The organism is Paenibacillus turpanensis (genome assembly GCF_011421635.1).
Classification (GTDB): Bacteria; Bacillota; Bacilli; order Paenibacillales; family YIM-B00363; genus Paenibacillus_AK; species Paenibacillus_AK turpanensis.
In genome coordinates, this window is the sequence record NZ_WTLI01000001.1 from 312,987 (window position 1) to 336,632 (window position 23,646).

The 23,646-nt window shown below is 50.8% G+C and carries 26 protein-coding genes; 8 read left to right on the forward strand and 18 right to left on the reverse strand.

Annotated features, from left to right (window positions below; translation table 11 throughout):
* Positions 1–12: 12 nt before the first annotated feature.
* Positions 13–1,101: a metal ABC transporter solute-binding protein, Zn/Mn family gene (locus GQS10_RS01540; RefSeq protein WP_166238270.1), complete on the reverse strand. Its 1,089-nt coding sequence runs from the start codon at positions 1,099–1,101 to the stop codon at positions 13–15.
* A gap of 844 nt (positions 1,102–1,945) precedes the next feature.
* The gene (locus GQS10_RS01545) at positions 1,946–2,722 is read right to left on the reverse strand and encodes an N-acetylmuramoyl-L-alanine amidase (protein WP_166238272.1); all 777 of its coding nucleotides are present in this window, start codon (positions 2,720–2,722) and stop codon (positions 1,946–1,948) included.
* Positions 2,723–3,042: 320 nt separating this feature from the next.
* Between GQS10_RS01545 and GQS10_RS01550 the strand changes: the two genes are divergently transcribed.
* The 3 genes from GQS10_RS01550 to GQS10_RS01560 are packed head-to-tail and all read left to right on the forward strand — an operon-like array spanning position 3,043 to position 4,474.
* Positions 3,043–3,489 (forward strand): hypothetical protein, encoded by a 447-nt coding sequence (locus GQS10_RS01550; protein WP_166238274.1) that lies wholly within the window; start codon positions 3,043–3,045, stop codon positions 3,487–3,489.
* Position 3,490: 1 nt separating this feature from the next.
* Positions 3,491–3,715, forward strand: a complete 225-nt coding sequence (locus tag GQS10_RS01555; protein ID WP_166238276.1) for a helix-turn-helix transcriptional regulator — start codon at positions 3,491–3,493, stop codon at positions 3,713–3,715.
* A gap of 33 nt (positions 3,716–3,748) precedes the next feature.
* Positions 3,749–4,474: a DUF4386 domain-containing protein gene (locus GQS10_RS01560; protein ID WP_166238278.1), complete on the forward strand. Its 726-nt coding sequence runs from the start codon at positions 3,749–3,751 to the stop codon at positions 4,472–4,474.
* Positions 4,475–4,611: 137 nt separating this feature from the next.
* On the opposite strand, the gene GQS10_RS01565 is transcribed toward GQS10_RS01560, so the two are convergent.
* From GQS10_RS01565 to GQS10_RS01615, 11 genes are all read right to left on the reverse strand, one after another.
* Positions 4,612–5,124 carry a DUF2179 domain-containing protein gene (locus GQS10_RS01565; RefSeq protein WP_166238280.1) on the reverse strand — a complete coding sequence of 171 codons (513 nt, stop codon included), beginning with the start codon at positions 5,122–5,124 and terminating at the stop codon, positions 4,612–4,614.
* 9 nt (positions 5,125–5,133) lie between these two features.
* The gene (gene thpD, locus GQS10_RS01570) at positions 5,134–6,030 is read right to left on the reverse strand and encodes an ectoine hydroxylase (RefSeq protein WP_166238281.1); all 897 of its coding nucleotides are present in this window, start codon (positions 6,028–6,030) and stop codon (positions 5,134–5,136) included.
* 80 nt (positions 6,031–6,110) lie between these two features.
* Positions 6,111–6,497 (reverse strand): ectoine synthase, encoded by a 387-nt coding sequence (locus GQS10_RS01575; RefSeq protein WP_166238283.1) that lies wholly within the window; start codon positions 6,495–6,497, stop codon positions 6,111–6,113.
* Positions 6,494–7,786 (reverse strand): diaminobutyrate--2-oxoglutarate transaminase, encoded by a 1,293-nt coding sequence (ectB, locus tag GQS10_RS01580; protein WP_166238285.1) that lies wholly within the window; start codon positions 7,784–7,786, stop codon positions 6,494–6,496. The genes GQS10_RS01575 and ectB overlap by 4 nt, the downstream gene beginning before the upstream one ends.
* Positions 7,787–7,847: 61 nt before the next feature.
* Positions 7,848–8,348: a diaminobutyrate acetyltransferase gene (gene ectA, locus GQS10_RS01585; protein WP_166238287.1), complete on the reverse strand. Its 501-nt coding sequence runs from the start codon at positions 8,346–8,348 to the stop codon at positions 7,848–7,850.
* A 25-nt stretch (positions 8,349–8,373) separates the two neighbouring features.
* The gene (gene ehuA / locus GQS10_RS01590) at positions 8,374–9,156 is read right to left on the reverse strand and encodes an ectoine/hydroxyectoine ABC transporter ATP-binding protein EhuA (RefSeq protein WP_207952074.1); all 783 of its coding nucleotides are present in this window, start codon (positions 9,154–9,156) and stop codon (positions 8,374–8,376) included.
* 28 nt (positions 9,157–9,184) lie between these two features.
* On the reverse strand, positions 9,185–9,835 hold the full coding sequence (gene ehuD / locus GQS10_RS01595) for an ectoine/hydroxyectoine ABC transporter permease subunit EhuD (protein WP_166238289.1): 651 nt from the start codon (positions 9,833–9,835) through the stop codon (positions 9,185–9,187).
* Between the two features lie 3 nt (positions 9,836–9,838).
* A complete protein-coding gene (ehuC, locus tag GQS10_RS01600; RefSeq protein ID WP_166238291.1) occupies positions 9,839–10,486 on the reverse strand; it encodes an ectoine/hydroxyectoine ABC transporter permease subunit EhuC in 648 nt (215 codons plus the stop codon).
* Between the two features lie 92 nt (positions 10,487–10,578).
* A complete protein-coding gene (ehuB, locus tag GQS10_RS01605) occupies positions 10,579–11,541 on the reverse strand; it encodes an ectoine/hydroxyectoine ABC transporter substrate-binding protein EhuB (RefSeq protein WP_341804985.1) in 963 nt (320 codons plus the stop codon).
* Between the two features lie 558 nt (positions 11,542–12,099).
* Positions 12,100–12,918, reverse strand: coding sequence for a pyruvate, water dikinase regulatory protein (locus GQS10_RS01610; protein WP_166238361.1), 819 nt, complete (start codon positions 12,916–12,918; stop codon positions 12,100–12,102).
* Entirely contained in the window at positions 12,918–13,556 is a 639-nt protein-coding gene (locus tag GQS10_RS01615) for a CBS domain-containing protein (RefSeq protein ID WP_341804988.1), read from the reverse strand. Before GQS10_RS01615 ends, GQS10_RS01610 begins: the two co-directional genes overlap by 1 nt.
* A gap of 283 nt (positions 13,557–13,839) precedes the next feature.
* On the opposite strand from GQS10_RS01615, the gene glpX reads away from it, so the two are divergent.
* Complete coding sequence (gene glpX, locus GQS10_RS01620; protein WP_166238293.1) at positions 13,840–14,811, forward strand: class II fructose-bisphosphatase; 972 nt, start codon at positions 13,840–13,842, stop codon at positions 14,809–14,811.
* Positions 14,812–15,028: 217 nt separating this feature from the next.
* Positions 15,029–16,198 (forward strand): N-acetylglucosamine-6-phosphate deacetylase, encoded by a 1,170-nt coding sequence (nagA, locus tag GQS10_RS01625; RefSeq protein WP_166238295.1) that lies wholly within the window; start codon positions 15,029–15,031, stop codon positions 16,196–16,198.
* A gap of 4 nt (positions 16,199–16,202) precedes the next feature.
* On the opposite strand, the gene GQS10_RS01630 is transcribed toward nagA, so the two are convergent.
* Both GQS10_RS01630 and GQS10_RS01635 read right to left on the reverse strand, forming a co-directional pair.
* A complete protein-coding gene (locus tag GQS10_RS01630; protein WP_166238297.1) occupies positions 16,203–16,778 on the reverse strand; it encodes a CBO0543 family protein in 576 nt (191 codons plus the stop codon).
* A 139-nt stretch (positions 16,779–16,917) separates the two neighbouring features.
* Positions 16,918–17,811 carry an NAD-dependent epimerase/dehydratase family protein gene (locus GQS10_RS01635; RefSeq protein ID WP_166238299.1) on the reverse strand — a complete coding sequence of 298 codons (894 nt, stop codon included), beginning with the start codon at positions 17,809–17,811 and terminating at the stop codon, positions 16,918–16,920.
* A gap of 158 nt (positions 17,812–17,969) precedes the next feature.
* Between GQS10_RS01635 and GQS10_RS01640 the strand changes: the two genes are divergently transcribed.
* Together GQS10_RS01640 and GQS10_RS01645 are read left to right on the forward strand one after the other, a co-directional pair.
* Positions 17,970–18,326, forward strand: a complete 357-nt coding sequence (locus GQS10_RS01640) for a winged helix-turn-helix transcriptional regulator (protein ID WP_166238301.1) — start codon at positions 17,970–17,972, stop codon at positions 18,324–18,326.
* 35 nt (positions 18,327–18,361) lie between these two features.
* Complete coding sequence (locus GQS10_RS01645) at positions 18,362–20,296, forward strand: ABC-F family ATP-binding cassette domain-containing protein (RefSeq protein WP_166238303.1); 1,935 nt, start codon at positions 18,362–18,364, stop codon at positions 20,294–20,296.
* A gap of 166 nt (positions 20,297–20,462) precedes the next feature.
* Here the strand turns inward: GQS10_RS01645 and GQS10_RS01650 are convergent, their stop codons facing one another.
* Complete coding sequence (locus GQS10_RS01650; RefSeq protein ID WP_166238305.1) at positions 20,463–20,831, reverse strand: Hpt domain-containing protein; 369 nt, start codon at positions 20,829–20,831, stop codon at positions 20,463–20,465.
* Positions 20,832–20,963: 132 nt separating this feature from the next.
* On the reverse strand, positions 20,964–21,989 hold the full coding sequence (locus tag GQS10_RS01655; RefSeq protein ID WP_166238307.1) for a potassium channel family protein: 1,026 nt from the start codon (positions 21,987–21,989) through the stop codon (positions 20,964–20,966).
* 153 nt (positions 21,990–22,142) lie between these two features.
* On the opposite strand from GQS10_RS01655, the gene GQS10_RS01660 reads away from it, so the two are divergent.
* Positions 22,143–22,700, forward strand: a complete 558-nt coding sequence (locus GQS10_RS01660; protein ID WP_166238309.1) for a hypothetical protein — start codon at positions 22,143–22,145, stop codon at positions 22,698–22,700.
* 62 nt (positions 22,701–22,762) lie between these two features.
* Here the strand turns inward: GQS10_RS01660 and GQS10_RS01665 are convergent, their stop codons facing one another.
* Complete coding sequence (locus tag GQS10_RS01665) at positions 22,763–23,395, reverse strand: nitroreductase family protein (RefSeq protein ID WP_166238311.1); 633 nt, start codon at positions 23,393–23,395, stop codon at positions 22,763–22,765.
* Positions 23,396–23,646 lie beyond the last annotated feature (251 nt).

Genomic DNA, 23,646 nt, shown 5'->3' on the forward strand with positions numbered 1-23,646 from the left:
ACCTGCATGAGGTTACGGGTACAGGCCCTTTTTCAAGCTTTCTAAATTTTTCTCCATGATCGATACGTACGTCTCGCCTGCTTTTTGCTGCTCTTCCGTCAAACCTTCAAGCGGATTCAGCACGGCCGTGCCGATACCGATTTCATTGGCCAGCGTTTTCGCAAGCTTATCCGACACAAGCTCCTCGAAATAAATCACCTTCACCTGATGCTCACGCGCAAATTCAGCAATGCGCTTCATATCCTGCGCTGTCGGCTCTGCATCCGGGGCGAGGCCCATAATCGGCATTTGCGTCAAGCCGTAGTCGCGTGCGATGTAACCGAACGCTTGGTGGGAAACGACGATTTCCTTGCTTGGTGCTGCAGTGATCGTTTCTTTGTACTGCTGATGCAGCTGCCCCAGCTTCGCATTGAGTTTGTTAAAGTTCGCTTCGTAATCAGCTTTGTGAGCCGGATCGATTTCGATCAGCTTATCTTTAATCTTACCAGCCATTTGCTGAGCCATCAATGGACTTAACCAGGTGTGAGGATCGAAGCCTTCATGCTCGTCCTCGTGAGCCGCTTCGGCTGCATCATGCTCATGCCCGTGCTCGCCTTCCTTATGCTCCGTTTCACCTTCGGCGTGCCCATGCTCGTCTTCCTTGTGCTCTGTCTCACCTTGGGCGTGTCCATGCTCCTCTTCTTTATGCCCCGCCTCGCCGTGGCCGTGACCGTCGTCTTGTCCTGGCTGCGCTTTAATGAGCTGAAGTCCTTCCGTAACTTCCAGCACTGCTACCTTCTCATTCGCGTTTAGGCTGTTCAAAAAGTCATGCACCCAGGATTCAAACCCTGCTCCGTTATAAATAAACAGCTCAGCATTCCGAATATCCGCGAGCTCCCGGCTCTTCGGCTCCCAATCATGCGGCTCTACACCGGCGGGTACAAGATTCACGACATGGACATGCTCTCCTCCGATTTGCGAAGCAAAGTCATAAAGCGGGTAGAAGGAAGTGAAAATGTTGATTTTCCCCTCTTCCAGCTGGGCCCGGTTTCCGCAGGCCGCAAGAACGAATATGAACACAACAACGGTAAACGTCGATAAAACTCTTTTGTATAAATTCATGTTTACACTCCTTTATCCGTAACTATTACTATTATATTGGACAACATGGATTGTACCTTCTGCACCATTGTATGTCAACAGTAAATGTAAATATTACGATTAATATTGATGGCAGCTTTTTTGCGAATCTACTGACTGAAGCAGCTCTCGGCATGCTGCTCGTATCTGTTGGTGCTCCACCCTCAGATGCACGATCCAAACCGGCATGCTGCTTGGAGCATCGCCCCTCCCCTCAGATTCGCTATACAAATAATTTGTATAATTGGCCGAGAGAGGATGTTTCTAAGCTCTAGTAAACCAAGTAATTTGTATTACCTCACCACCTCACCGCTCTTTCGGAGCCTTATCGATAAAACAATACAAATTAGTTGTATACATCGCGTCGCGAAACGCCTGATCTGACTAAACAATACAAATTACTTGTATTGTTGTGAGGCACGTCCCTAAAGCAGTCATGAAGTGACTGATCTGACTGTTACGGGTCACGTCCATAATGGCAGTCATGAAGCTGCAACATCACTGACTACTCCCACTAGCACACCACCGACACAGCAGCCGCCATCCGTCGACTAACCTGTTCCGTTCAAGATCAAAACACAAGCCAATTTCCAAGCTGCTATGCAGCAAGAACACCGTTCCGCCGCCACCCTTTCCTTCGTTCAGCAGAATACGACAAAAAAAGAGGCGCAGCCCCTCATTTTCCAAGGAGCCGCACCTTATTTACTCACCAATATAATGATCGTACCCTCTTCAAGAACGTCCCTCTCCCTTTCCCCACTCCATCCTCGCACCCTCTTGCAGAATTGCCCATCTTCCGCGGTACGCGCCGCGGCTTCCGATCCCGCTACGTTTGGTTGCGAATCATGTAGACCAAATCGTTCACGACTTTGGCCAGCTCCGCACGCGATACAGGATCTTCCGGATGAAAGCTTCCATCCTCGTAACCAGTCATAATGCCTAGGTCGGATACGACCTTTACATATGGCTCATACCAGCTGCCCGCCGGCACGTCAGGGTAATTTGTCAGCTTCTCGTCCGCCACTTCAGATCCCTCCCGAATTAGGTTTTGTTCGTATTCCTGCTGAACATCAGCCAAAAACTGCTCAAACGTCCTGCCGATCGTTTGCAGCGCGTTCCTCGGGTCGGTTCTGCGCTGCGGATCAAGCAAATAATGACCGCTAATCTGAGTCGCAGGATCCAAGCCGTGAACAAAGCACGCATAAGCATGGACCCAGACATACTTACGGTACGCCTCTTCTGTATTAATCGACCCGCCGTAACACAGCTCGATGCCCCCGGCCGCGTCGTTTGCATCCGCGCCAAACCGCCGATTGTCCGTATCCACATCGTAAATGACATGATACGCAATTTCCGGGGATGCTGTTAAAAATGGGATGCATTCAATAATCTGAGTATCATCTACAAAAATGTGGGCGGAAGAATACTGCTCATTCCGGGTACGTTCGAAATAGCTGACATTAGCGCTTGCTGTCGAACCGGGATTCCCAGTATCATGGGCAACCAGAAACTGAACATCCGTGATCGCAGTTTGCGGACGCCGCTTGCTGGATCCGGTCAAATATCGAGGTGTTATCGTATATTTCATGTTGAAGGATGCCACTCATTTTCACCTCCCCACTGCTTACATCATACGCACCTATAAGAGGGATTGGGACGGTAGTCCGTAAAGAATACGGTAAAGATAGACTCCTGCCCAAGGCCATTTCCACCGAATCCTCTCGAACCCCATCGCACTTTTACACCACAACACCAAATGACACCTCGTACACGAAACACAGACCAACAACATCATGGATTAACCTTTTTGTATCCACTATTAATTCAAAGTATCCGAAGTAAAATAAACTTGACATAGTGAATACAGTTTATTACATTGTGTATATCAAACTACACTTGAGAAGTGGAGAGGTGGTGTAGAAAATGACCTATCAAGAAAAGAAAAGCCTCGTATCATTAATCAGCGCAATCGTAATTTTCGGTTCTTATTGTGCGTACATGTACCCCCAGTATCCCGGCGGCGGGCTGGAGTCTACGGAAACCTTTCGTTATTGGGGCACCTTCGTTCTGGTCTTAACTTTGGTTTCCATCGTCGCGCATATTTTGATCAGCATTATCTTTAACATCATTTTTCGATTAACAACCGGTGAAAAGGAACCGGCATTCGCGGACGAATTGGATAAACTCATTGAGTTAAAAGCATTCCGAAATTCTTTCTTTGTGTTTATCCTCGGCTTTCTTCTTGCCATGGGATCACTGGTGATCGATAAGCCGATTCAGGTGATGTTCATGGTCCTGATCACCTCCGGATTTATCTCTGATTTGACCGGATCGATGACTAGATTTTATCACTACAGGAAAGGAGTCTAATATGGGCAAGCATCTTGTCGGCAATCACATCCGCAAATTACGTTTCGACCACAATGAAATGACACAGCAGCAGCTGGCTGACAAGGCGGGCGTAACAAGACAAACCATCGTAGCCTTGGAAAAGGGGAACTACTCACCGTCACTGGAGTTGGCTTTCCGCATTGCTCACGCCTTCAATTTGCCCTTGGAAAAGGTATTCTTTTACGGGGATGACGCTAAGGAGTAAGGTACGCATTTTGTGATGGAGGAGAGATGAAGAATGTCTGCTAAAGCAGCTGCAAAAATTGTGGGGGTCTTGTTTATACTGGCTGCCGTTACGGCGGTGATAGGCAGCTTTGTTTTTTACGATCCGATCCTAAACAGTCCCGATTATTTGATAAAAGGTTCCGAGCAAGCCAACAAGTTAATACTGGGAGCTCTTATGGAGCTAATCCTTGTCGTCTCTGCGATCGGTACGGCCACCACAATGTTTCCTATATTAAGAAAATATAACGAAACCATAGCTCTATGGCATGTTTGCTTCAGGTTCCTGGAAGCCATCATTATCACTGTGGGTGTAATCAGTGTATTGTCCTTAGTCACCTTGAGCCGAGAATACGCTGCAACGGCCATGCCCGACCTCTCCTCTTTTCAAGCCTCAGGCACGGTTTTAAAAGCAATCCATGAATGGACATTTATGCTCGGCCCGCTTTTCATGCTGGGCATCAATACGATGATGTACAGCTATATATTTTATAAATCCAGGCTCGTACCCAGGTTTATTCCGGTGTTGGGTATGACAGGGTCAGTGCTTGTTTTTGTTTGTGCCTTATTCGTCATGTTCGGTGTTATTCAACAAGTTTCGTTTTGGGGCGGCATCTTGGCGCTTCCGATCGCAGCGAACGAGATGATCCTTGCGGTATGGCTGCTTACGAGGGGCTTCCATATATCCGCAGTCCATTCCAGCATACATCGGGGGAACGATATTCGCACAAATCCTCTGTAAGGCATAGAAGCCAACCTAAATCACGCGTTTACCCGACAAAACGAAAGAAGGCATACGGAGCATCCGCTGCCTTCTTTCGTTGTTGAATTGTTGAAGTTATCATATAGGAACAGAATGACGCCACAAATGTACCGGCCCTACCGGATCCGTTTCACCCAGAAGCCGCCTTTAAAGCTCTTCGGCTCATACGAAATGACAAACGCTTTCGGTGCAAGCAGCTCCAAATGACGGTATAGCTGCGCCTCATTGGAACGCTTCACAAGCACCTGCATAACCAATCTTCGCCCGTCTTTTCCGTCCGCTAACCACGACGTCACCCCATAGCCCAGCTCCCGAAGCTTTACAGGCAGGTCGGCTTGAAACTCGTCAATGATAACCTGCACCGTCGCATAGCCGAGCGCAAGCCATTCCTCGACCTTTCCGCCTAACAGAACACCGATGCCAAAGCCCAAGCAATACGCTGCCACATTGATCGGGTTATCCAAATTGTCCAGGACGATCGTCAGACCCATGAGGTAAATGAAAACCTCAACCATGGAAAGCCCCGATGCCAGCAGCTTCTTGCCTTTAATGACAAAGATCATCCTGAGCGTAAAAATCGAAACATAAGCGACGTTGATTCCGATGATCGTGAAGACAAGCGTCCACATTAAACCCTCTTAATCGCGCGTCGCGATATAATCAGGTCTCGGCTTCAAGCCGGAATAAGGCGCCTGCAGCTTATTTTCCACCGAATTGTATACGTAGAAAATGTTGCTGCGCGGGAACGGCGTAATGTTGCCGTTGGAGCCGTGCATGGTGTTGCAGTCGAACAAAATAATCGAGCCCGCCGGACCGGTCAACGACTCAATGCCGCCTTCACTCGCAAGGAATTCTAAGCTGTCATGATCCGGCACACCGATCTCCTGCTTGCGCAGCGAGTTTAGGAAGTTATCGTCCGGAGTTTCGCCAGGGCAAGAGATATAATGCTTTTGGGAGCCCGGAATTACCATGAGAGGACCGTTATGTACATAATTGTCCTCCAGCGCAATCGAGCAGCTCAGCGCCCGCATGCGCGGCATACCGTCTTCCACATGCCATGTCTCGAAATCCGAATGCCAGTAAAACTCCTTGCCGCTGAAGCCCGGCTTGTAATTGATGCGTGATTGATGAATGTACACATCGCTGGCAAGAATTTGCTGCATGATCGAGACAAGTCTCGTGTCCTCGGAAAGCCGCTTAAACACCTCGTTATCGCGATGCACCGCAAAAATGGAGCGTACCTCCCGGCTTTCCGGCTCGCGGATAATTTCGCGCGCTTCCTTCGTGCGGCCTTCAATCCAAAGGCGTTTCAGCTCATTGCGGTAGGCCTCAACCTCATCCGCCGAGAAGAAGCGGTCCAGCACCAGGTAGCCATTCTTGTCGTAAAACTCTAGCTGTTCTTTCGAGAGCGGACCACTGTCAACGGTTCCGTAAACGACAGGATCCTGACGCTTCATAATCGTCGTCTCTCCACCCGTTCTGGACGGATATACGTCTCCTTGTGGTTTGGGCTGCATTTGCAATGCCTCGCTCATAACTATCACTCCTATATAGAATTAGTGGGAATAAGCGGGATTCATAGCTGCCTGCTCGTGATGTTTGTCTTTAAGCGATGTTAGTCCTCAAGCAGCGGATATGCTCCGTCTTCGTCATGCGTCTCCCGTCCGGTGACGGGAGGATTAAAGACACAAACGACGCGAAGATCGGTGGTCGCACGCACACAGTGCTTTTCGTGCCCGTTAAGGGCATACAGAGTGCCGGGACGGATCGGGTACGTTTTCCCGTTATCGAAATCCTCGAGCTCTCCTTCGCCTTCAATACAGTAGACGGCTTCTACGTGGTTTTTATACCACATGTTCGTCACTGTGCCTGCACGCAGGACGGTGTCGTGCATGGAGAAGCCCATGCCTTCTTTTTTCAGCAGCAGCCTGCGGCTGTACCAAGTTTTTTCTTGTACGTCGCGGTCAGTGCCCACGATATCGCTCAGCTGTTTTACGATCATTTTCCTGTTTCCTCCTCTAACGCTGCTTTAATGCTTTGTTCTATGATGGCAAAGCCCTTTTCAAGGCCTGCATCGTCAATCGTAAGCGGCGGCATAATTTTCATAACCTCGCTGCTTGGGCCGGAGGTCTCCATAATAAGGCCTCTCGCGAACGCCTGCGCGCAGATCCGCTCGGATAATCCTTCCGGACTCGTCGCAATGCCCTGCATAAAGCCGCGTCCCTTTACTTTTGCCTCAAGCGCCGGATATTCGGCTGCCACCTTTTCCAAGAAAGCGCGGATAAGCCCCGATTTACGCTTCACTTCTTTCTCCAGGCCATCGGTTTCCCAATAGCTGAGCGCTTCCGCTGCCGCAACAAACGCGAGGTTATTGCCGCGGAACGTGCCGTTGTGCTCACCCGGATTCCACAGGTCAAGCTCCGGTTTAAAGAGTGTAATTGCCAGCGGAAGTCCGAAGCCGCCAATCGACTTCGACAAGCAGATGATGTCCGGCTGAATGCCCGCTTCCTCGAAGGAGAAGAACGTACCAGTCCGGCCGCAGCCCGCCTGAATGTCGTCGATGATCATCAAGATGTCTTTACGCTTGCACATGTCGGACAGATCCTTCAGCCATTCCATGCGCGATGCGTTCAAGCCGCCCTCGCCCTGCAGCGTTTCTACGATAACTGCCGCCGGGAGATCGATACCGCTGCCGCTGTCTTCGAGCATTTTTTCAAATACCTCAACGGTATTAACATCCTCGCCAAGATAGCCGTCAAACGGCATAACCACGCTGTGATGCAGCGGCACGCCCGCTCCGTCACGCTTTGCTTTATTTCCAGTTACGGCAAGCGCGCCAAGTGTCATGCCGTGGAAGCCGTTGGTGAAGCATACGATCTTTTCACGGCCCGTCGCTTTACGCGCCAGCTTCAGTGCGCTTTCCACGGAATTTGTGCCAGTCGGTCCCGGGAACATGACTTTATAGGTCAGTCCGCGAGGCTTGAGAATGACATCATTAAAACGGTTCAAAAAGGCTTCTTTGGCCGAAGTCGCCATATCAAGACTGTGCGCCACCCCGTCCGCCATAAGGTAATCAATAAGCTTTTGCTTCATCTTCGGGTCATTGTGTCCATAGTTTAAAGCGCCAGCTCCGGCGAAAAAATCTATATATTCACGGCCTTCAGCATCCCATAGCTTGTAGCCCTTTCCTTTCGTGAACACCGTCGGGAAGCTCCTTACATAACTGCGAACCTCCGACTCCAGCTTTTCAAAAGTAAACAAAGGATTCGTTGTATGTTCTAAAACAGGCATCAAAGATGTCCTCCTGTCAATTTTTTTTGGCAGTTAGGAAACTTGGCAAATCATCAATCCATCAAGAGATAAAGAAAGGTCCTACGCGAAAATGCAGCTCTTCTTCATGCGCATCCGGAAACAATTCCGGCTTGTAGCCGCCGCCAACGTCGCAAACGGTGTTGCGGTCGCGGGCAAGGCCGAAAAATAACGATTGGGAAGCGACATTATCGGGTGAAACGGTCGCTTCAACAAACATCGGATCCTTGCTGGTTGAACGCGCGAGCAGGTCATGCAGCATTTTTTTGGCCAGGCCCTGCCCTCTATGCTGCTTGCTCACGGCAACCTGCCAAATAAAAAACGTGTTCGCCTTGCTTGGCGTCTGGAAAGCGGACATAAAACCGGCTATCGCGCCGTCTGCCGCTTCCGCAACGACACATGTTTCCGCAAAATAATCGCAAAACATGATGTAACTATACGGTGTGTTTACATCCAGACCACCCGCTTCGTTAAGAAAGCGCCAAACGCGTTGTCCGTCCGAAGCCGAAGGCTTGCGGAACGTGTATACCGCCGAGTTAGGCATGCTGTTTGCTCCTCCTTTCCTAGAATCAAGCGCCGCTGCGAAACCTCGTTAAGAATGACTGCAGGCGCGGGCTTTCCGGATTGTTGAAGATTTGCTCCGGAGGCCCCTGCTCCACAATGACGCCGCCGTCCGTAAAGACGATCCGGTCAGCCACATCGCGGGCGAAATCCATCTCATGCGTGATAAGCAGCATCGCCATCTCACCTTCTTCGGCAATTTCCCGAATGACGCCAAGTACCTCACCGACAAGCTCCGGGTCAAGCGCCGACGTAACCTCGTCAAACAGCATTACCTTCGGCCGCATAACGAGCGCCCGGGCAATGGCCACACGCTGCTTCTGCCCGCCGGACAGCTGTGAAGGATAGGCATCGACCTTATCTTCAAGTCCGACCTTCGCGAGCATTTGACGCGCGCGCTCCTCCGCTTCTTCCTTCGGCACCTTCAGCACGTGAATCGGCGCCTCCGTTACATTGCGGAGAATACTCATATGAGGGAATAAGTTAAAATGCTGAAACACCATGCCGATATTTTTGCGCATCTGGTGAAGATGCTTTTCATCGGCGCGCACCAGCTTGCTGCCTACCTGCTTATGCCACAGGTGCTCGCCGTCCACCTCAATCGTGCCCGAGGTCGGTTCCTCCAAAGTCATGAGGATGCGGGCCAGCGTCGTTTTGCCGGAGCCGCTTGGGCCGATGACGGCCACCTTTTCCCCAGGAGCGATATCCAAATCAATCTCATTGAGAACCTTGACGTCTCCAAAACGTTTGCTCAGCTTACGGTATCTTACGATCGGCTGAACTGCTTCCAACGTTGCCACGTCCTTTCGTTTTTATCCCTTACCGTCTGTTCAGCTTCAGTTCAAGCCGGCGTATCAAGACAGCCGACAAGGTGCTGAGAATCAGGAACAGCAGGCCGACCAGCGTATACGGCTCCACGGCGCGGAAGGTTTGCGAGGTGATGATTTTTGCGGTTTGCAGCACCTCGACCAGAGCAATTGCCGATAAAATCGGCGTTTCTTTGAACATGACGATAAAATAGTTTCCGAATACAGGCACCATAGGCGGCAGCGCTTGCGGAAGTATAATTTTCGTCCAGGTTTGCACTCGGCTGAAGTTCAGCGCGGTTGCGGCCTCCCACTGTCCCTTCGGTATCGAATCGATCCCGGAGCGGTAAACCTCGGACAAATAGGTGCCATAGTGAAGACCTAGGGCGATCATCCCTGTCGCGAACGGGGAAATCCGAACCCCATACAAAGGCAGAACATAAAATAAGAAGAATACCTGAACGAGCAAAGGGGTATTGCGGATAAACTCAATCACGCCAAAAGCGGCCCATGAAACGATTTTGGACGAAGATCTGCGCAGCAGGGCAAATACGAGCCCGATGACCATCGCCAGCGCAAAGCCGCAAACCGTCGCCATGATCGTGATTTTTAACGCATCAAGCAGCTTCGGCAATATGTCTAAGGCAAATGTGTTATCCCACATCTGTTACGACCTCCCTACTGCCGCTTTGCGTTCCAGCCACCGCATCCCGGTATTGATCACAAAAGCAATCACAAAGTAAAGAACTAGCAGCATTCCTAAAATAATTGGCGTCATGTAAATCGCTTCGGTGCGAAGGAGAAGCGCTTCATACGTCATATCGTAAAGCCCGATCAAAGAAACGAGCGCCGTGCCTTTCAGCAGCTCAATAATTAAATTTCCAAACGGCGGAATCATCATGACGAAGGCCTGCGGAAAAATAATTCTTCTCATCCGCTGCCACGGTGTCATGTTGAGCGCGATCCCCGCTTCCGTTTGCCCCTTCGGCACGCTTTGAATCGCGCCGCGAACGACCTCCGCGCCATAAGCGCCGTAGTTTAATCCAAGCGCCAGCACACCCGCCATCATTTTGGATAAGGTAATTCCGAATAAAGGCAGTACGAAGAATATCCAGAACAATTGCACGAGCAGCGAGGTTCCCCGAAAAAATTCGATATACGCGATGATGGGGATCCGCACCAGCTTATACTTGGATAAACGCCCGATTCCCGCCGCTACGGCGACCACAAAAGCAAGCGCCGCCGAATATACTGTCAGTTGAATCGTGATTCCCGCCCCGTGCAGCAGAGGCGGAAGTAAATCCATGAAGCTCATGGAACGTCTCCCTTCCTGAGGCTCACTGTTTGAAATAAAACCGGCCCTTGGCGTCCTTCGGCAGGTCGGTGCAAGGGCCGGATGCTCGGCCGTTACTGTGCCGGCTTGCTGAGCTCTTCAGCGGTCATATCACCTGGCAGCTCCTGCTCTGTGAAACCGAACGGCTGAATAATCTTTAACAGTTCACCGGATTTTTTCATCTTGTTCAGCTCTTCCGTGAACGCATCGCGGAAAGCCTGATCTTCCTTGCGGAACGCTGTCGCGCCGTAGCCTCTTACACTTTTACCGTCAATCACCGGCTGCTTGAAGTCCATCACACGCTCGATGTTGTCGTCCTGTGCCGATTCAAGCATTGCCTGAAGCGAAGGGCCTGTCATCGTAATTGCATCGACACGACCGGACTGCAGTGCAGCAATTGCCGACGGCTGATCAGGCACGATGGAAATTTGGTCTTCTTTGACCCCGTTCTTCTTCAAATAGCCTTCTTCAGCGGCTCCCGCCATCACAGCGATTTTTACACTGCTGTCCTTCTTGATGTCCTCATAGCTGTGCAGCTTCTTCGGGTTGCCCTTCTTCACTGCAAGACCTTCCCCGATGCTGTATTCCGGATCGGCGAAAACGACTTCCTTCGCCCGCTCCGGATTAATGTACATGCCCGCTGTGATCATGTCGAAGCGCTTTGCCTTCAGGCCTCCGATCAAGGAACCGAATTCCGTCAGTTCGCCGCGCATTTCCTTCACTCCGAGCTTGGTCAGAATGTTGCGGGCAATTTCAACCGCTTCCCCTGTCAGCTTTCCATCCTTATCCTTGTACGCGTATGGCTTCTCGTTCGCAAAGCCTACCTTGATGTAGCCCTGCTCAATCGCTTTCTTCAGCGTTTCCGATTCGATGCTTGTTGCTGCAGCGCCTTTATTCTCTTCTGCTGCTGCCGAACCGCCGGATGCTGCTTTTGCAGGCTCACCGCCGCTTGCAGGTGCTGCTGTTTCCTTTGCTCCACAGCCGATTACACCGCCAAGTAACAGAACAGTTGCCATAAGACCCCATGCTTTTTTCACTGTATTACTCCTCTCCCTTATCATGCAGAATGGTGTATAGGCAAACCTCATTCGAGGTTCACTTTCATCACTAATTGCCCAATTATAAAAAAGGTTAATAACTTAAAGTTTCACCCATGCTCAATATGTATGGGTTTGTCGTGACCTGATTTATAACGTTTCTTTATACAAACAAAATCGTACCATGATTCAAACAAAAACTCACCCCTCATATCCTCCGATAATCTTGGGTAAGACCCGCTCAGCCGGAGTGACCTCCGCTCACTGGACCTATGCTCCTAAATCCTGCCATATCCTCCCGTATCCACACCGAAATGTCTAAAACACAACAAAAAAACTGCCCCTGTAATAGGACAGTTTGTACTCTCATTTTGGATGAAACGACGGGTTTTCTTGCGGTTTCATGCCGTGTAAAACGATAAATCGACAAGCACGCTCCGCGTTCCAACGAAAACTGTTACATAGCGGTCACCTTGCCGAAGCTCACCATGCGTAACCAAATTCGTGCATCGGCTCACTATTGTGTTTTGTTTCGCCCATAATCCTCCACATTCGAGCTCAGGAAGGAAACAGCGAGCTCTGCAGCGCCGTTACGATTTTGGCGGCAGACTCTTCAATCGCTTGATTCGTTACATTCAGCACAGAGCAGCCGAGCTGATTCATCAGCTGTCCGGCATAAGCCAGCTCCTCCTCAATACGCGGAAGCGAAGCATATTTCGCGCTCTCCGGCAGCCCGACCGCTTTCAAGCGCTCGGCGCGAATCGACGCCATATGCTCCGGCTCCATCGTGAGCCCGAAAATCCGGTGCTGCGGTACCATAAACAACTCCTTCGGCGGCTTCACCTCCGGCACAATCGGTATATTGGCCACTTTATAACCTTGGTGAGCCAAAAAGACACTTAGCGGTGTCTTCGATGTGCGCGACACCCCGATAAGAATTATCTCCGCGTTCACAATCGAGCCCGGATCTTTACCGTCGTCGCATTTGACCGCAAACTCAATCGCCTCTACCCTGCGAAAATATTCTTCGTCAAGCCGAGGCACTCGTCCGGGCTTGCGGCGGGGCTCATCGTGAAATGCGGAAACCACCGCCTCCATCATCGGCCCGATGACATCAACCGCATGAATGCCAAGACGCTCCGCCTCTTCCGCCATCGCCTGGCGCAATTCGGGCTGCACCAGCGTATAAGCGATAAAACCGCCGCCTGCCGCCGCTTCTTCAGCAAGCTGACGAATTTCCGCCTCGCTGCTGACTCGGCTGTATCGCTTCATATCCACATCCAACCCGTCAAACTGATGGAGGGCGGCTTTTGCAACACTCTCCGCCGTTTTCCCCAGTGCATCCGAGCATATGACGATGAGCTTCTTCTCCTTCATCACGGTGACACTCTCCCCTTTCCCCCGAGCTCAAGCAGTACATTCGTCATCGTGGTCTTGGAGATTCTGCCGACAAGCTCGCCTTCTCCCGATTCATTAGGCTGCAGTACAGGCAGACTGTCCACTTGATAACGGATCATTTTACGGGCTGCCTCCAGCACCGACTCATCCGGCGACGTACTGACAATATGTAAGTGTCTTGTCATTACAAGGCTGACCGGCATTAAAGCGGCCGCAGCGTTGCCTAGCGTAACTTTGAGTAAATCTTTACGGGAAATGACTCCGGCCAGCTGCCCCTGCTCATCGCATACGAACAAGCTGCCTACATTCTCCGTAAATAATGCAATGACGGCATCCTGAACCGAAGAGCTGGTGCGCACGACAACCGGCAGTGATAATACATCTTTAACCAATAGCTTTTCGAGCTTCGCTGCCGAATCGTCCTGGCGAACCGGTTCGCCTATAAAATATCCGACCTTCGGCTTCGCATCCAAATATCCTAGCATCACAAGTAAAGCCAAATCCGACCGGATCGTCGGACGGCTTAATCCGAGCTGCTCGGCAATTTGCTCAGCGGTAATGGGAGCATGGCTTCTTACTAATTCAATGATGTTGAGTTGACGCTCGGTCAGTTCGATCCGAACCGCCCCCTTTACTAGACGTAATAGTAGATTTACTTCTCACTGCCTTCAATGCTCAAACGCAAAAATAGAACGTATTAATAAAAAATTATAATATAAAACCTGGAAAAGACACAATCACCCCCTTGAATGTGACGTACTATATAATTTATAATCCGATTAATGATGTACTATATAAAAGGTTTCACGTGTATCTCTGTCGTATATATCATCGAACACGGTGTTAGGAATACGGAGAAACCAAAAAAGAAAAACCGGAAACGGGAAGGAGTCGAACGGTATGGAGAGAGGCTTAACGCTTGAACTGGTTCGTGTCACGGAAGCAGCTGCACTGGCTAGTGCGGAATGGGTTGGCAGAGGTTTAAAAATGGAAGCCGACGATGCGGCGACCGGCGCCATGAGAGCAATGCTTGACACCGTCCCGATGGATGGCACCGTCGTCATCGGAGAAGGGGAAATGGACGAGGCGCCGATGCTCTATATCGGCGAACAGGTTGGGGCAAAACGCGGACCGGCCGTCGACGTGGCTGTCGATCCGGTGGAGGGCACCGAGCTGGTTGCCAAAGGCTTGGACAGCGCACTGGCCGTCATTGCGATCGCCGACCGCGGACAATTTCTGCATGCGCCGGATATGTATATGGAGAAGCTTGCTGTAGGACCCGCTTTAGCAGGGAAGGTACGCTTGGAGGATCCGATTGAAATCACGGTGCGGATCGCATCTGAGGTGCTTCGCAAGCCGATCAGCCGCATGACCGTTTCACTGCTGGAGCGCGATCGCCACACTGAGCTTACGGAACGGCTGCGCAAGCTCGGCGTAAAGCTGAAGCTGCTGCCTGCTGGCGATGTAGCTGGAGCGATGGCTCCGGCATTCGAGGAATCCGGCGTTGATCTTTACGTCGGATCAGGCGGCGCGCCGGAGGGCGTATTGGCCGCGGCGGCGCTTGCCTGCATGGGCGGCGAGCTGCAGGGCCGGCTCATGTTCAGCGAGGACAGCGAGCGCGAGCGTCAGCGCTGTGTAGAGATGGGCATCGCCGACCCGACCAAAATACTCACCATGCAGGACCTGGTCGGTACCGGAGATGTAATCTTCGCTGCGACGGGAATTACGCATGGCAGCCTGCTCGAAGGCGTTAACTTTACGAGCGGCGACCGCGCATCCACTCATTCTATGGTTATGCGCGCGTCCACAAGGACGATTCGTTTTGTGAAGAGCGTCCATTACATGCCGGTAAAAACGAAAATTTTCGCATAACGTACGATCCCAAATCTACTAGACACCGAATTCATATAAAAGCACCCCGCGTTGATTACGGCAGCTTGAGCGCTGTTCATAACAAGCTTGGGGTGTTTTTGTTTTACGTTACGTTGTGTCTCAAAACACAGATGTAATCCAAACCCACGTTAAGCTAAAATGAATGAAGCGAAGTTATTGAGTAAACGGAAATTTATAGAGGAGGCACAGCATCAACATGGGGACAACCGCGAATACCTTTCGAATTTATAACGTCAAGCTGGTGAAGGAGGAGGCCGTCATCGACAATGGAGAGCTTCGGGTCGAGGATGGCATCATTGTATACGCCGGGCCCAAGCTGCCCACCCTCCCCCTCCATTTCGAATTATCCATTGACGGCGAAGGGCGCTGGCTGCTTCCCGGCTTTGTCGACGTGCATGTACATGGCGGGGCAGGCGCCGATTTTATGGATGCGACACCGGCAGCATTCCGTGCCATTATGCGTTTTCACGCATGCCGGGGCACTACGGCCATGCTCGCCACAACGATCACGGCTCCAAAAGCAAGATTGGAAGCAGTGCTGCATACAGCAAGCCGGTACAAGCCTATGGGCGGCGCCCGGTTATTGGGCATTCATCTGGAAGGGCCGTTTATTAGCCCCAAGCACCCGGGGGCGCAAAATCCGGCCCACATCGTTCCGCCCCGGCCGGATTGGCTTCGCGAGTGGCTCGCCCGGTTTCCCGGGCTGCTCCGCATCGTAACCTTGGCCCCAGAGACAGAGGGGGCCCTGGAGCTGATTCGGCTGCTTTGCAGCCATAGTGTTATCGCCGCCGCCGGGCATACGGACGCCGCCTACGAGCAAATGCTCGCGGCCGCGGATGCCGGATTAACGCATGCGGTGCATACGTATAACGCCATGCGCGGACTGCACCATCGCGAGCCGGGAGCCGTCGGCGCCGTACTCACCGATCAGCGCATTAGCGCAGAGCTGATCACCGACGGCCGCCACGTTCACGAAGCGGCGCTTCGCCTCGCGCTGCAGGCCAAGGGCACCGCCAAGACGCTGCTCGTCTCCGACGCGATGGCAGCGGCCGGCATGCCCGACGGCCGCTATGAGCTTGGCGGCCTCGGCGTAACCGTCAAGGCCGGCACGGCGCGGCTAACCGAAAGCGGCGCGCTCGCCGGCAGCACCATTACGCTGCTCGACGCTTATCGGTTCGCCGTAGGTCAGCTCGGCGTATCCCCGGTCGACGCCTGCCGGATGGCATGCCTAAACCCGGCCCGGCTGCTCGGGATGGACGGCATATGCGGATCGCTCGCAGAAGGCAAGCAAGCCGATGCCATCCTACTCGGCGAGGATGGCGAGCCGCGGCAGGTTTGGATCTCCGGCGAGCCGCTTCTTACTTAGCAAACTATTGGAGTGACCCGCTCCTCCGATTGTATGCATTCCATCCGGAAATCGATGAAATCTTATTGGCTGACATATAGATGAGAAAGTAGATAGGGAACGAAAAATAGTGCTCCCAATAATGAGAGTGGTAGACATTAATGTATTCAAGTATGGGCTCAAAAACAAAAGCTGCGCCAGCGGACAACACTAGGGTACCCCTCACAAAAACAGCATCTGATTTACAATATTGCCGGACAAGCATATAGGTAACTGGAATTAAGGTTAGATCGTAAGGAATCAAGGGAGGAACAGAAGGAACCGCTTTGATCCCATACCGCCATACTCCAAACTGGGATCCAATCAAATCAAGCACGAGTGCGATAAGCGCGGAGAACAGTCCCCCCAACAGCAAGCGGGCCTGGATGTCTTTCCTCCTAACCAAAAACCAAAGCAGCCAAGGCACAATGGTCAGTGCAATAAGAAACCACCATTGCCAAGTAAACAACTCATGTTCCCGATAATAGATTACCTGGCCCCTTACCAGCTCCATCTTCTGATAAAATAAATCAAGCTCCTCTTGATGCTGATTTTCCGACATAAAAAGCCCCCCTACATTTCATACTTTCTCCAATGTACGGGGGTGATAACCAATGTTTATTAAAAGAGTTGGATTACTTCTAACCAAATGACTCCCTACTTATCCACAATCACTATCTCGGCATAACCGCCACATCGTCCTATCCCTTGCCTGGAACCCAGTCCAGCATCTCTGCCCACGTATATTGCTGGCGCCAGCCCAGCAGCTGCTTCGCCTTTTCGTTGCATAGCAGGCTGGGGCGGCCTTTCAGGGACATACGGATGTCGGTAACCTCGGGCAAGTACCTGCGCATAAGCTCCTCCGTCGGCAAATCCGAGGAAGTGTCATCAGCTGCAAGAATGATCGACTGCGCGCCAAGTCCTTCCTTTTCAACGGCCAGACGGCAGGCAATCGCTACATCCCTCGCATCAATGTAGGACCAGAGAATCGTTTTTCGATCGATCGGGTTCTGAAATCCTTCCATTACCCTTGCATAGTCCTCCGGCTCCAAAATATTGCCGAGCCGGAACGATACCACCTGCATCCCTGTCCGGCGGTGGAACGTTTCTCCCGTTAGCTCATTCACTACCTTCGACAAGCCGTAGCTGTCCTCGGGGAGCTGTGGATGCTGTTCGTCCACAGGAACATACTTTGGATGAAAAAACGTCTTTGCAAACACCATTCCATAAGAGGATTCACTGGACGCCAGCACAACATTTCGGATGTTTACATTCGCACAGGCCTCCAGTATGTTATATGTCGTCATCACATTGTTGCGGAACGTTACATCGTTTGCATGTGTGTACGCCTGCGGAATCGCGGCAAAATGCACCACAGCTGCAACCGGAGCCCCCGAACGGGAATTGTAATTCGCCAATGCGCTGTGCACTTGTCCAAGGTCGTTTAAATCGATAATCAGCGTCGGACAAAGCTCCTCCGCGGGGCGCTTCGTATCTAGGTTGAGCACCTCATAGTCCCGCTGCAAAAACTCCTTAATGATCCATCTTCCTGCTTTCCCGCTGCCTCCAGTCACTATAACCCGTTTTCGCTCCATCCGGCTCGCTCCTTTTTGCATGCGTTTTCTTTTCAAGCTATTGTTATTGTAACGCCGTTACTATATGCTGGAAAGGAGTGAATTTATTTTCACATAATTACAATCTTTAAAGCTGCTCACCTATAGTATAGTTACTACCTCACAGAAGGAGGCTGCCAATGAGTACGAATGAAAAGGCTGCGGCCGTGCCGAACAGTTATATCCCCCGGGACCCGGTACATATCGAATGCTCGATCGAAAAGACGCTTTCTGTCGTCGGCGGAAAATGGTCGTTTCTTGTGCTGCGCGAATTATTCGGCGGTACCAAACGGTTTGGCGAGCTGCAGCGCAAAGTGAACGGCATCAGCCCCAAAGCGTTAACGGACACCCTGCGCCATCTTGAAGAGCAAGGCGTGCTGGAGCGTAAAGCTTATCCGACCGTACCCGTTACGGTAGAATACTCGTTAACGCCGAAAGGCGAGGATTTGCACGGTATTTTAAAACAAATGAAATTATGGGCAGCCAAGTGGACCTAGAGAGCCAGCCTGCCTTTTCATAGGAGACTACCATTATGATTGTACTAACAGCCGAAGGATTATCCAAAAGCTACGGGGTGAAAACCTTATTCAAAAATATAAGCCTGCATATCGAGGAAGGCAGCCGGATCGGTCTCATCGGTGTTAATGGATCCGGCAAATCCAGTCTACTGCAGGCACTCGCCGGAGTGGAGCCTGCCGATCAAGGCAGTGTGCTCGTTCCGGACCGCGTTCGCCTCGAATATGTCCCCCAAGAACCGCCGATTCTGGAAAATGCGACGGTACTGGAGCAGGTATTTTCCGGCGACTCGCCCGAATTCACTGTAGTACGGGAATACGAAATGGCGCAATTTGAGCTGGAGTCTGACCCGGCACATCCAGGAAAGCAGCAAGCACTACTCAGGGCCAGCACACGCATGGATGAGGTCGGCGGCTGGCAGCTGGAAGCCGAGGCGAAAAAAATATTAGGCAAGCTCGGCATTCACCGCTTCGATGAGAAGATGGGCGTTTTATCCGGCGGACAGCGCAAGCGCGTCGCCTTAGCGGCGGCCCTCATCCGTCCATGCGATCTGCTTATTCTGGACGAGCCGACCAACCATCTAGATCCGGATGCGGTCGAATGGCTGGAGCAGCTGCTTGCGCGCAGCCGGAATGCGCTCCTGATGATTACTCATGATCGATATTTTCTTGATCGCGTAACGAATCGTATTTTGGAGCTCGATGGCGGCTCCTTGTATGCTTACGAGGGCAATTACAGTGTATTTCTGGAGAAAAAAGCGGAGCGCATGCAGCTTCTTCAAGCCTCCGAGCGGAAGCGGCAAAACCTGTTTCGTTCGGAGCTTGCTTGGATTCGACGCGGCGCAAAAGCGCGGACAACGAAGCAGAAGGCGCGCATCGACCGCTTCGAAAAGCTGCAGAGCGAGCAGATCGTTCAGGAGCAGCAGGAGCTCACCGTCTCCTTGAGCGGGTCAAGACTTGGCAAAAAAGTCATCGAGCTTGAAAATGTAGGCAAAGAATTCGGCAGCCGTACGCTGTTCACCGGATTCAGCCGGATCATTCAGCGTGACGACCGCATCGGTATTATCGGCCCTAACGGAAGCGGAAAGTCGACGCTGCTGCGTATAATCGCCGGCCTGGCCGAACCCGACGAGGGCGCGGTCGAAACGGGAACCACCGTGCGCATCGGGTATTTCGGTCAAACGAACGATGCGATGAACGAATCGCTGCGTGTCATTGAATATGTGCGTGAAGGCGCCGAAACTGTCAAAACGGCCGAAGGCTCACTCTCTGCGGCTCAGATGCTAGAACGCTTTTTATTTCCTCCTCATATGCACGGAACGCGGGTAGATCAGCTTTCGGGGGGAGAAAAACGACGGCTTTACCTGCTAAGGCTGCTTATGTCCGGACCCAATGTACTGCTCCTTGATGAGCCGACGAATGATCTGGATATTGCCACGTTATCTGTGCTCGAGGATTACATCGAACACTTTGAAGGGGCCGTCATTACGGTATCCCATGACCGTTTTTTCCTGGATCGGACAGCCGACACCCTGCTTGCCTTCCAAGGAAACGGACGAATTGAAGCCTTCCTTGGCACCTACTCGGAATATCGGGAGCTTGAACAGCAGCTCTCGAACGGAGAACGGACGGAAAGCAGCTCCTCTGGACCTAAGGACAAAGAAAAAGCCGCTTCGCCCTCGAACGAAGCACGTCCAAGGGAAAAGCAACTTAAATTTTCATACAAAGAACAGAAGGAATACGAAGAAATTGACGAACGCATTGCTGCAGCCGAAGCTGCCCTGGCACAAGCAACAGCAGATTTGGATACCTGCGGCAGCGATTATGTAAAGCTTCAAGAAGTTACGGCACGACAGCAGGAGCTGCAGGCTCAGCTCGATGCGCTCATCGAACGATGGACGTATTTAAACGAGCTTGCCGAAGAAATTGAGCGAAACCGGGCAAATCGCTAACGCAAAGCGCAGCAGCCCGAAGGAAATCACCGGGCCTAGTCTTGTCCCATCCGGGGAAACACTCCCCATACGATAGGAAACACAGAGCTCCGCCTAACAGCGGCCTCTTCCTTCGTAACTTGGCGGCAGACCGGGCCCGCTTTGTTTCCTTCCTTGCCCGCTGCTGTTAACAGTGGCTCCCGCCCATGCCTCGGTTCACCCACGCTGTCACTGTCTGAAGCTCATTGCGCAGCGGTCCTAATAGCGTTCTCGCTTCAGCGTTTCGATCCGTACTTAACGCTTCCAATCGAGCGGCGATTTCCACCACGCGTCCCGCGCCAATATGCTCGGCAGATTGCTTCAGCGTTCGGGCAAGCCGTGAAACCGAATCCCATCGTTCCTCGGCAATCAAGGATTCCAAATGTGAAGGCACCGCATTGTATTCTCTCACGAACATGCTGCAAAATGCTGCGTAAACATTAGTCTTGCCGTTAAACCGACGAATCGCGTCTTCCACGTCGAGCGGCTTCCGTTGGACATCTTTAAAATCACGCATCACTCATCACCGGCCGTATCCATGAATTTACCTGCACATTCTCAGTATACTATTCTGTTATTTCCATCTATTCCAGTTCTATATACATCATATATGATTTTAACTAGTTTTGTGTGCAAATTTACGATGATTTTACAATAATCTTTTCAACGTTTCCTTATTGCATACGACAAACAAACGGGCATTCTGCGGAATCGTGTCATCCAGTCTCCGGTTAATGTCCAGACGTTCTCCGTCTGAAAGAAGCGTTGCCCCTTCTTTTAATAGTGCCATGAATGCATCACGGTATGTCTTCCATTCCGACCGGGTACGAATCGCAAACAGATCATCCCCGCTTTGGCTGGATAACAGCTGACCTAAAATTTTTGCCGCCCCCGGACTCATCGCCGCACGAACCGCCAAGTGGGAAATCGCTTCCGCACTTATAATAAATTCATCGACCTTAACATGGGCAAAATTCCCCACATTCGCTTTATCTTTAATCTCAACTACCGTGTAAATATGTGAAAAATACTGTTCGATTGCTGTCGCGACTAGAAGGGTTTTGCCATCAATAAAGGAAGTGTCCCGAATGACATTATCGTGATTCGTTACCTCGTTGGCAAATATAAATACCGCCCGCGCTTCCTGGAGATTCGCTTGCTCCAGCACGTTCTTTTGAATTGGATTTCCCTGTACGTAGTGAACTCTCTCATGCTGCACAGGCGTTTTGCCGATTTGGTCGATAATGACAATCTCCGCTGATTCGTCCGAGCTCATAATTTCTTGCAGCGCGTACTCCGCATGAGTGTTCCACCCGATCATCACAAAATGCTTTTTCCCGTAATAAGGCAGTTTCCCCTCCTCCTTTCTTTTCCGGAAGCCTAACAGACCATCAATTACCTTACTAATCACGATGGAAATCAAGCTGATTCCAAAAACATATAAAAATATTCCGAGGAATTTCCCCTTCACTGTTTCCGGATAAAAATCTCCGTATCCTACCGTTGTCACCGTTGTCATGACCCACCAGAAGCCGTTAAAAGCATTTTCATACTTTTCTGGCTCCAGCCAATAGATCAAAAAGGAGCTTGCGATGATTAACACAGCCGAATAAAGGAACAGCGTCCAATTGTTTACCTTCACTAATCTTTGAAAAAGCTTTATAAACGTTAGCATGCTCTCACCTCCGCTTCTCTAGAAATTAGTTTACCATAGGAAAAATATGGTGTGTACCCTGCCCACTCACACGGGCGCTTTTCCTACATACACTACAACATCATTATTTCTTACTATTTTTGTGAAGGAGGTGCAGCAATCTTGACCCTTTCCATGAATCGAAAGCAAGCCTTCACGCAGGCATATCAAGAAATTTGTCAGGCCGCACTCCCGTTTTACCAGCTTCTTGCTGAAAACTCACAGTTTGCCGAACAATTTACAGCCGCGGTGCGTAGTGCAAACCTGACCCTGCTAGATCTATTCTTTCTCCAAATTTCCGCAGGAAATCAAAATATGAGCTACGGGACGAACGGAATTGGGTATTTTCTAGAGTTTTCTTTTCCCGACCCGGTTGGCATTTATTCTAACGCGATATCCATACGGCCCGGACAGGTCCGTTTCTTTTATGAAACGAAGCCTGTCGTTCGCATTGCCAGAGCCGTTCTCCCTTTATACCGCAAGCTCGCCAAATCAGAAGCAACAGCCGCCTCGCTATATCAAGCTATTCAATCCAAGAGCCACTCCAAAGCAAGCAAACTTATAAAAAAATGGGTCCGTTCACGTTATTTATACAGAGTACGGGTTTCTTCAATGGGAGTAGACTTATATTTCCGCTTCCCAGATAGCCCGTATGTTTACCATAACACTTTATTCCAAGAATTCGGCGGATGAAAAAAGCCCGACTGCTAAGGTCGGGCTTCTTCGAACGATTAATTGTATGTGAATGGCTCTTGTTAAAAGGATTCGCGAATGACAAGCTCATCCAACGAAAAACGCCCGCTTGGATATCCTTCTTTTGCCGCATATCCTAAAGAAATCAACATGGAAGCAGAATAACGATCTGGGATGTTGAGAAGCTCCTTCAGCCCCTGCTGGTCGAATCCTCCCATCGCACACGAATCAATACCATGTGCTTTTGCTGCCAAAATCAGCTGCATTGCAGCTAACGAGGAGTTTTTGAACGCTTCGATTATTCCGATGTTCGGGACATTCGCATAAGCCCCTTCGATCTGCCCGATCAGCGTGTTTTTAACTTCTTCCGAGATCATGCCCTGCGCCTGCGCTTCAGAATAAATCTTCTCTGCATTTTTATTTGCTTCCAGATCCGCCAAAATAACAACTACTGCGGAGGAATCACTCACCTGCTGCTGGTTATAAGCGATCGGCAGTACTTTATCCTTCATCGCTTGATCCTGAATCAAAATAAATTTCCAATGCTGAAGATTCCAAGCAGAAGGTGCGGCGGCAGCCAGCTCCAAAATTTCCTGCATAACCTGCTCAGGAATTTGCTTCCCCTTCTCGTATTTCTTCACACTGCGACGCTCTCTCATGACATTCAAAATGCTGCTTGGATTTGTTACGCTCATGATTTGATCCCTCTCCTTTATTAGATATCCCTATCGTTCCCCGACTGCCGTCGTTTATGAAGACAGTCCAATTATGTATTTGTGTTGAGGTTCTCATTTATTATACCCCTCCAATTTAAAAAAGTCACTACATAAATAAAAGTAAGTATGTGCAAAACAAAAAAACCACACCAAAGTGTGGTCATTCCCTGAAAACCGGATGCGATGAACGAGTGTATTGCAAGCTGTTTCCCGATTGGTTACGGGGCCCC

Bases quoted from the DNA above. Each gene is read 5' to 3' on its own strand.
- GQS10_RS01540 (WP_166238270.1), bottom strand. From the start codon at position 1,101: ATGAATTTATACAAAAGAGTTTTATCGACGTTTACCGTTGTTGTGTTC.
- GQS10_RS01550 (WP_166238274.1), top strand. From the start codon at position 3,043: ATGACCTATCAAGAAAAGAAAAGCCTCGTATCATTAATCAGCGCAATC.
- GQS10_RS01555 (WP_166238276.1), top strand. From the start codon at position 3,491: ATGGGCAAGCATCTTGTCGGCAATCACATCCGCAAATTACGTTTCGAC.
- GQS10_RS01560 (WP_166238278.1), top strand. From the start codon at position 3,749: ATGTCTGCTAAAGCAGCTGCAAAAATTGTGGGGGTCTTGTTTATACTG.
- GQS10_RS01565 (WP_166238280.1), bottom strand. From the start codon at position 5,124: ATGTGGACGCTTGTCTTCACGATCATCGGAATCAACGTCGCTTATGTT.
- thpD (WP_166238281.1), bottom strand. From the start codon at position 6,030: ATGAGCGAGGCATTGCAAATGCAGCCCAAACCACAAGGAGACGTATAT.
- GQS10_RS01575 (WP_166238283.1), bottom strand. From the start codon at position 6,497: ATGATCGTAAAACAGCTGAGCGATATCGTGGGCACTGACCGCGACGTA.
- ectB (WP_166238285.1), bottom strand. From the start codon at position 7,786: ATGCCTGTTTTAGAACATACAACGAATCCTTTGTTTACTTTTGAAAAG.
- ectA (WP_166238287.1), bottom strand. From the start codon at position 8,348: ATGCCTAACTCGGCGGTATACACGTTCCGCAAGCCTTCGGCTTCGGAC.
- ehuD (WP_166238289.1), bottom strand. From the start codon at position 9,835: ATGTGGGATAACACATTTGCCTTAGACATATTGCCGAAGCTGCTTGAT.
- ehuC (WP_166238291.1), bottom strand. From the start codon at position 10,486: ATGAGCTTCATGGATTTACTTCCGCCTCTGCTGCACGGGGCGGGAATC.
- GQS10_RS01610 (WP_166238361.1), bottom strand. From the start codon at position 12,918: ATGAAGGAGAAGAAGCTCATCGTCATATGCTCGGATGCACTGGGGAAA.
- glpX (WP_166238293.1), top strand. From the start codon at position 13,840: ATGGAGAGAGGCTTAACGCTTGAACTGGTTCGTGTCACGGAAGCAGCT.
- nagA (WP_166238295.1), top strand. From the start codon at position 15,029: ATGGGGACAACCGCGAATACCTTTCGAATTTATAACGTCAAGCTGGTG.
- GQS10_RS01630 (WP_166238297.1), bottom strand. From the start codon at position 16,778: ATGTCGGAAAATCAGCATCAAGAGGAGCTTGATTTATTTTATCAGAAG.
- GQS10_RS01635 (WP_166238299.1), bottom strand. From the start codon at position 17,811: ATGGAGCGAAAACGGGTTATAGTGACTGGAGGCAGCGGGAAAGCAGGA.
- GQS10_RS01640 (WP_166238301.1), top strand. From the start codon at position 17,970: ATGAGTACGAATGAAAAGGCTGCGGCCGTGCCGAACAGTTATATCCCC.
- GQS10_RS01645 (WP_166238303.1), top strand. From the start codon at position 18,362: ATGATTGTACTAACAGCCGAAGGATTATCCAAAAGCTACGGGGTGAAA.
- GQS10_RS01650 (WP_166238305.1), bottom strand. From the start codon at position 20,831: ATGCGTGATTTTAAAGATGTCCAACGGAAGCCGCTCGACGTGGAAGAC.
- GQS10_RS01655 (WP_166238307.1), bottom strand. From the start codon at position 21,989: ATGCTAACGTTTATAAAGCTTTTTCAAAGATTAGTGAAGGTAAACAAT.
- GQS10_RS01660 (WP_166238309.1), top strand. From the start codon at position 22,143: ATGAATCGAAAGCAAGCCTTCACGCAGGCATATCAAGAAATTTGTCAG.
- GQS10_RS01665 (WP_166238311.1), bottom strand. From the start codon at position 23,395: ATGAGCGTAACAAATCCAAGCAGCATTTTGAATGTCATGAGAGAGCGT.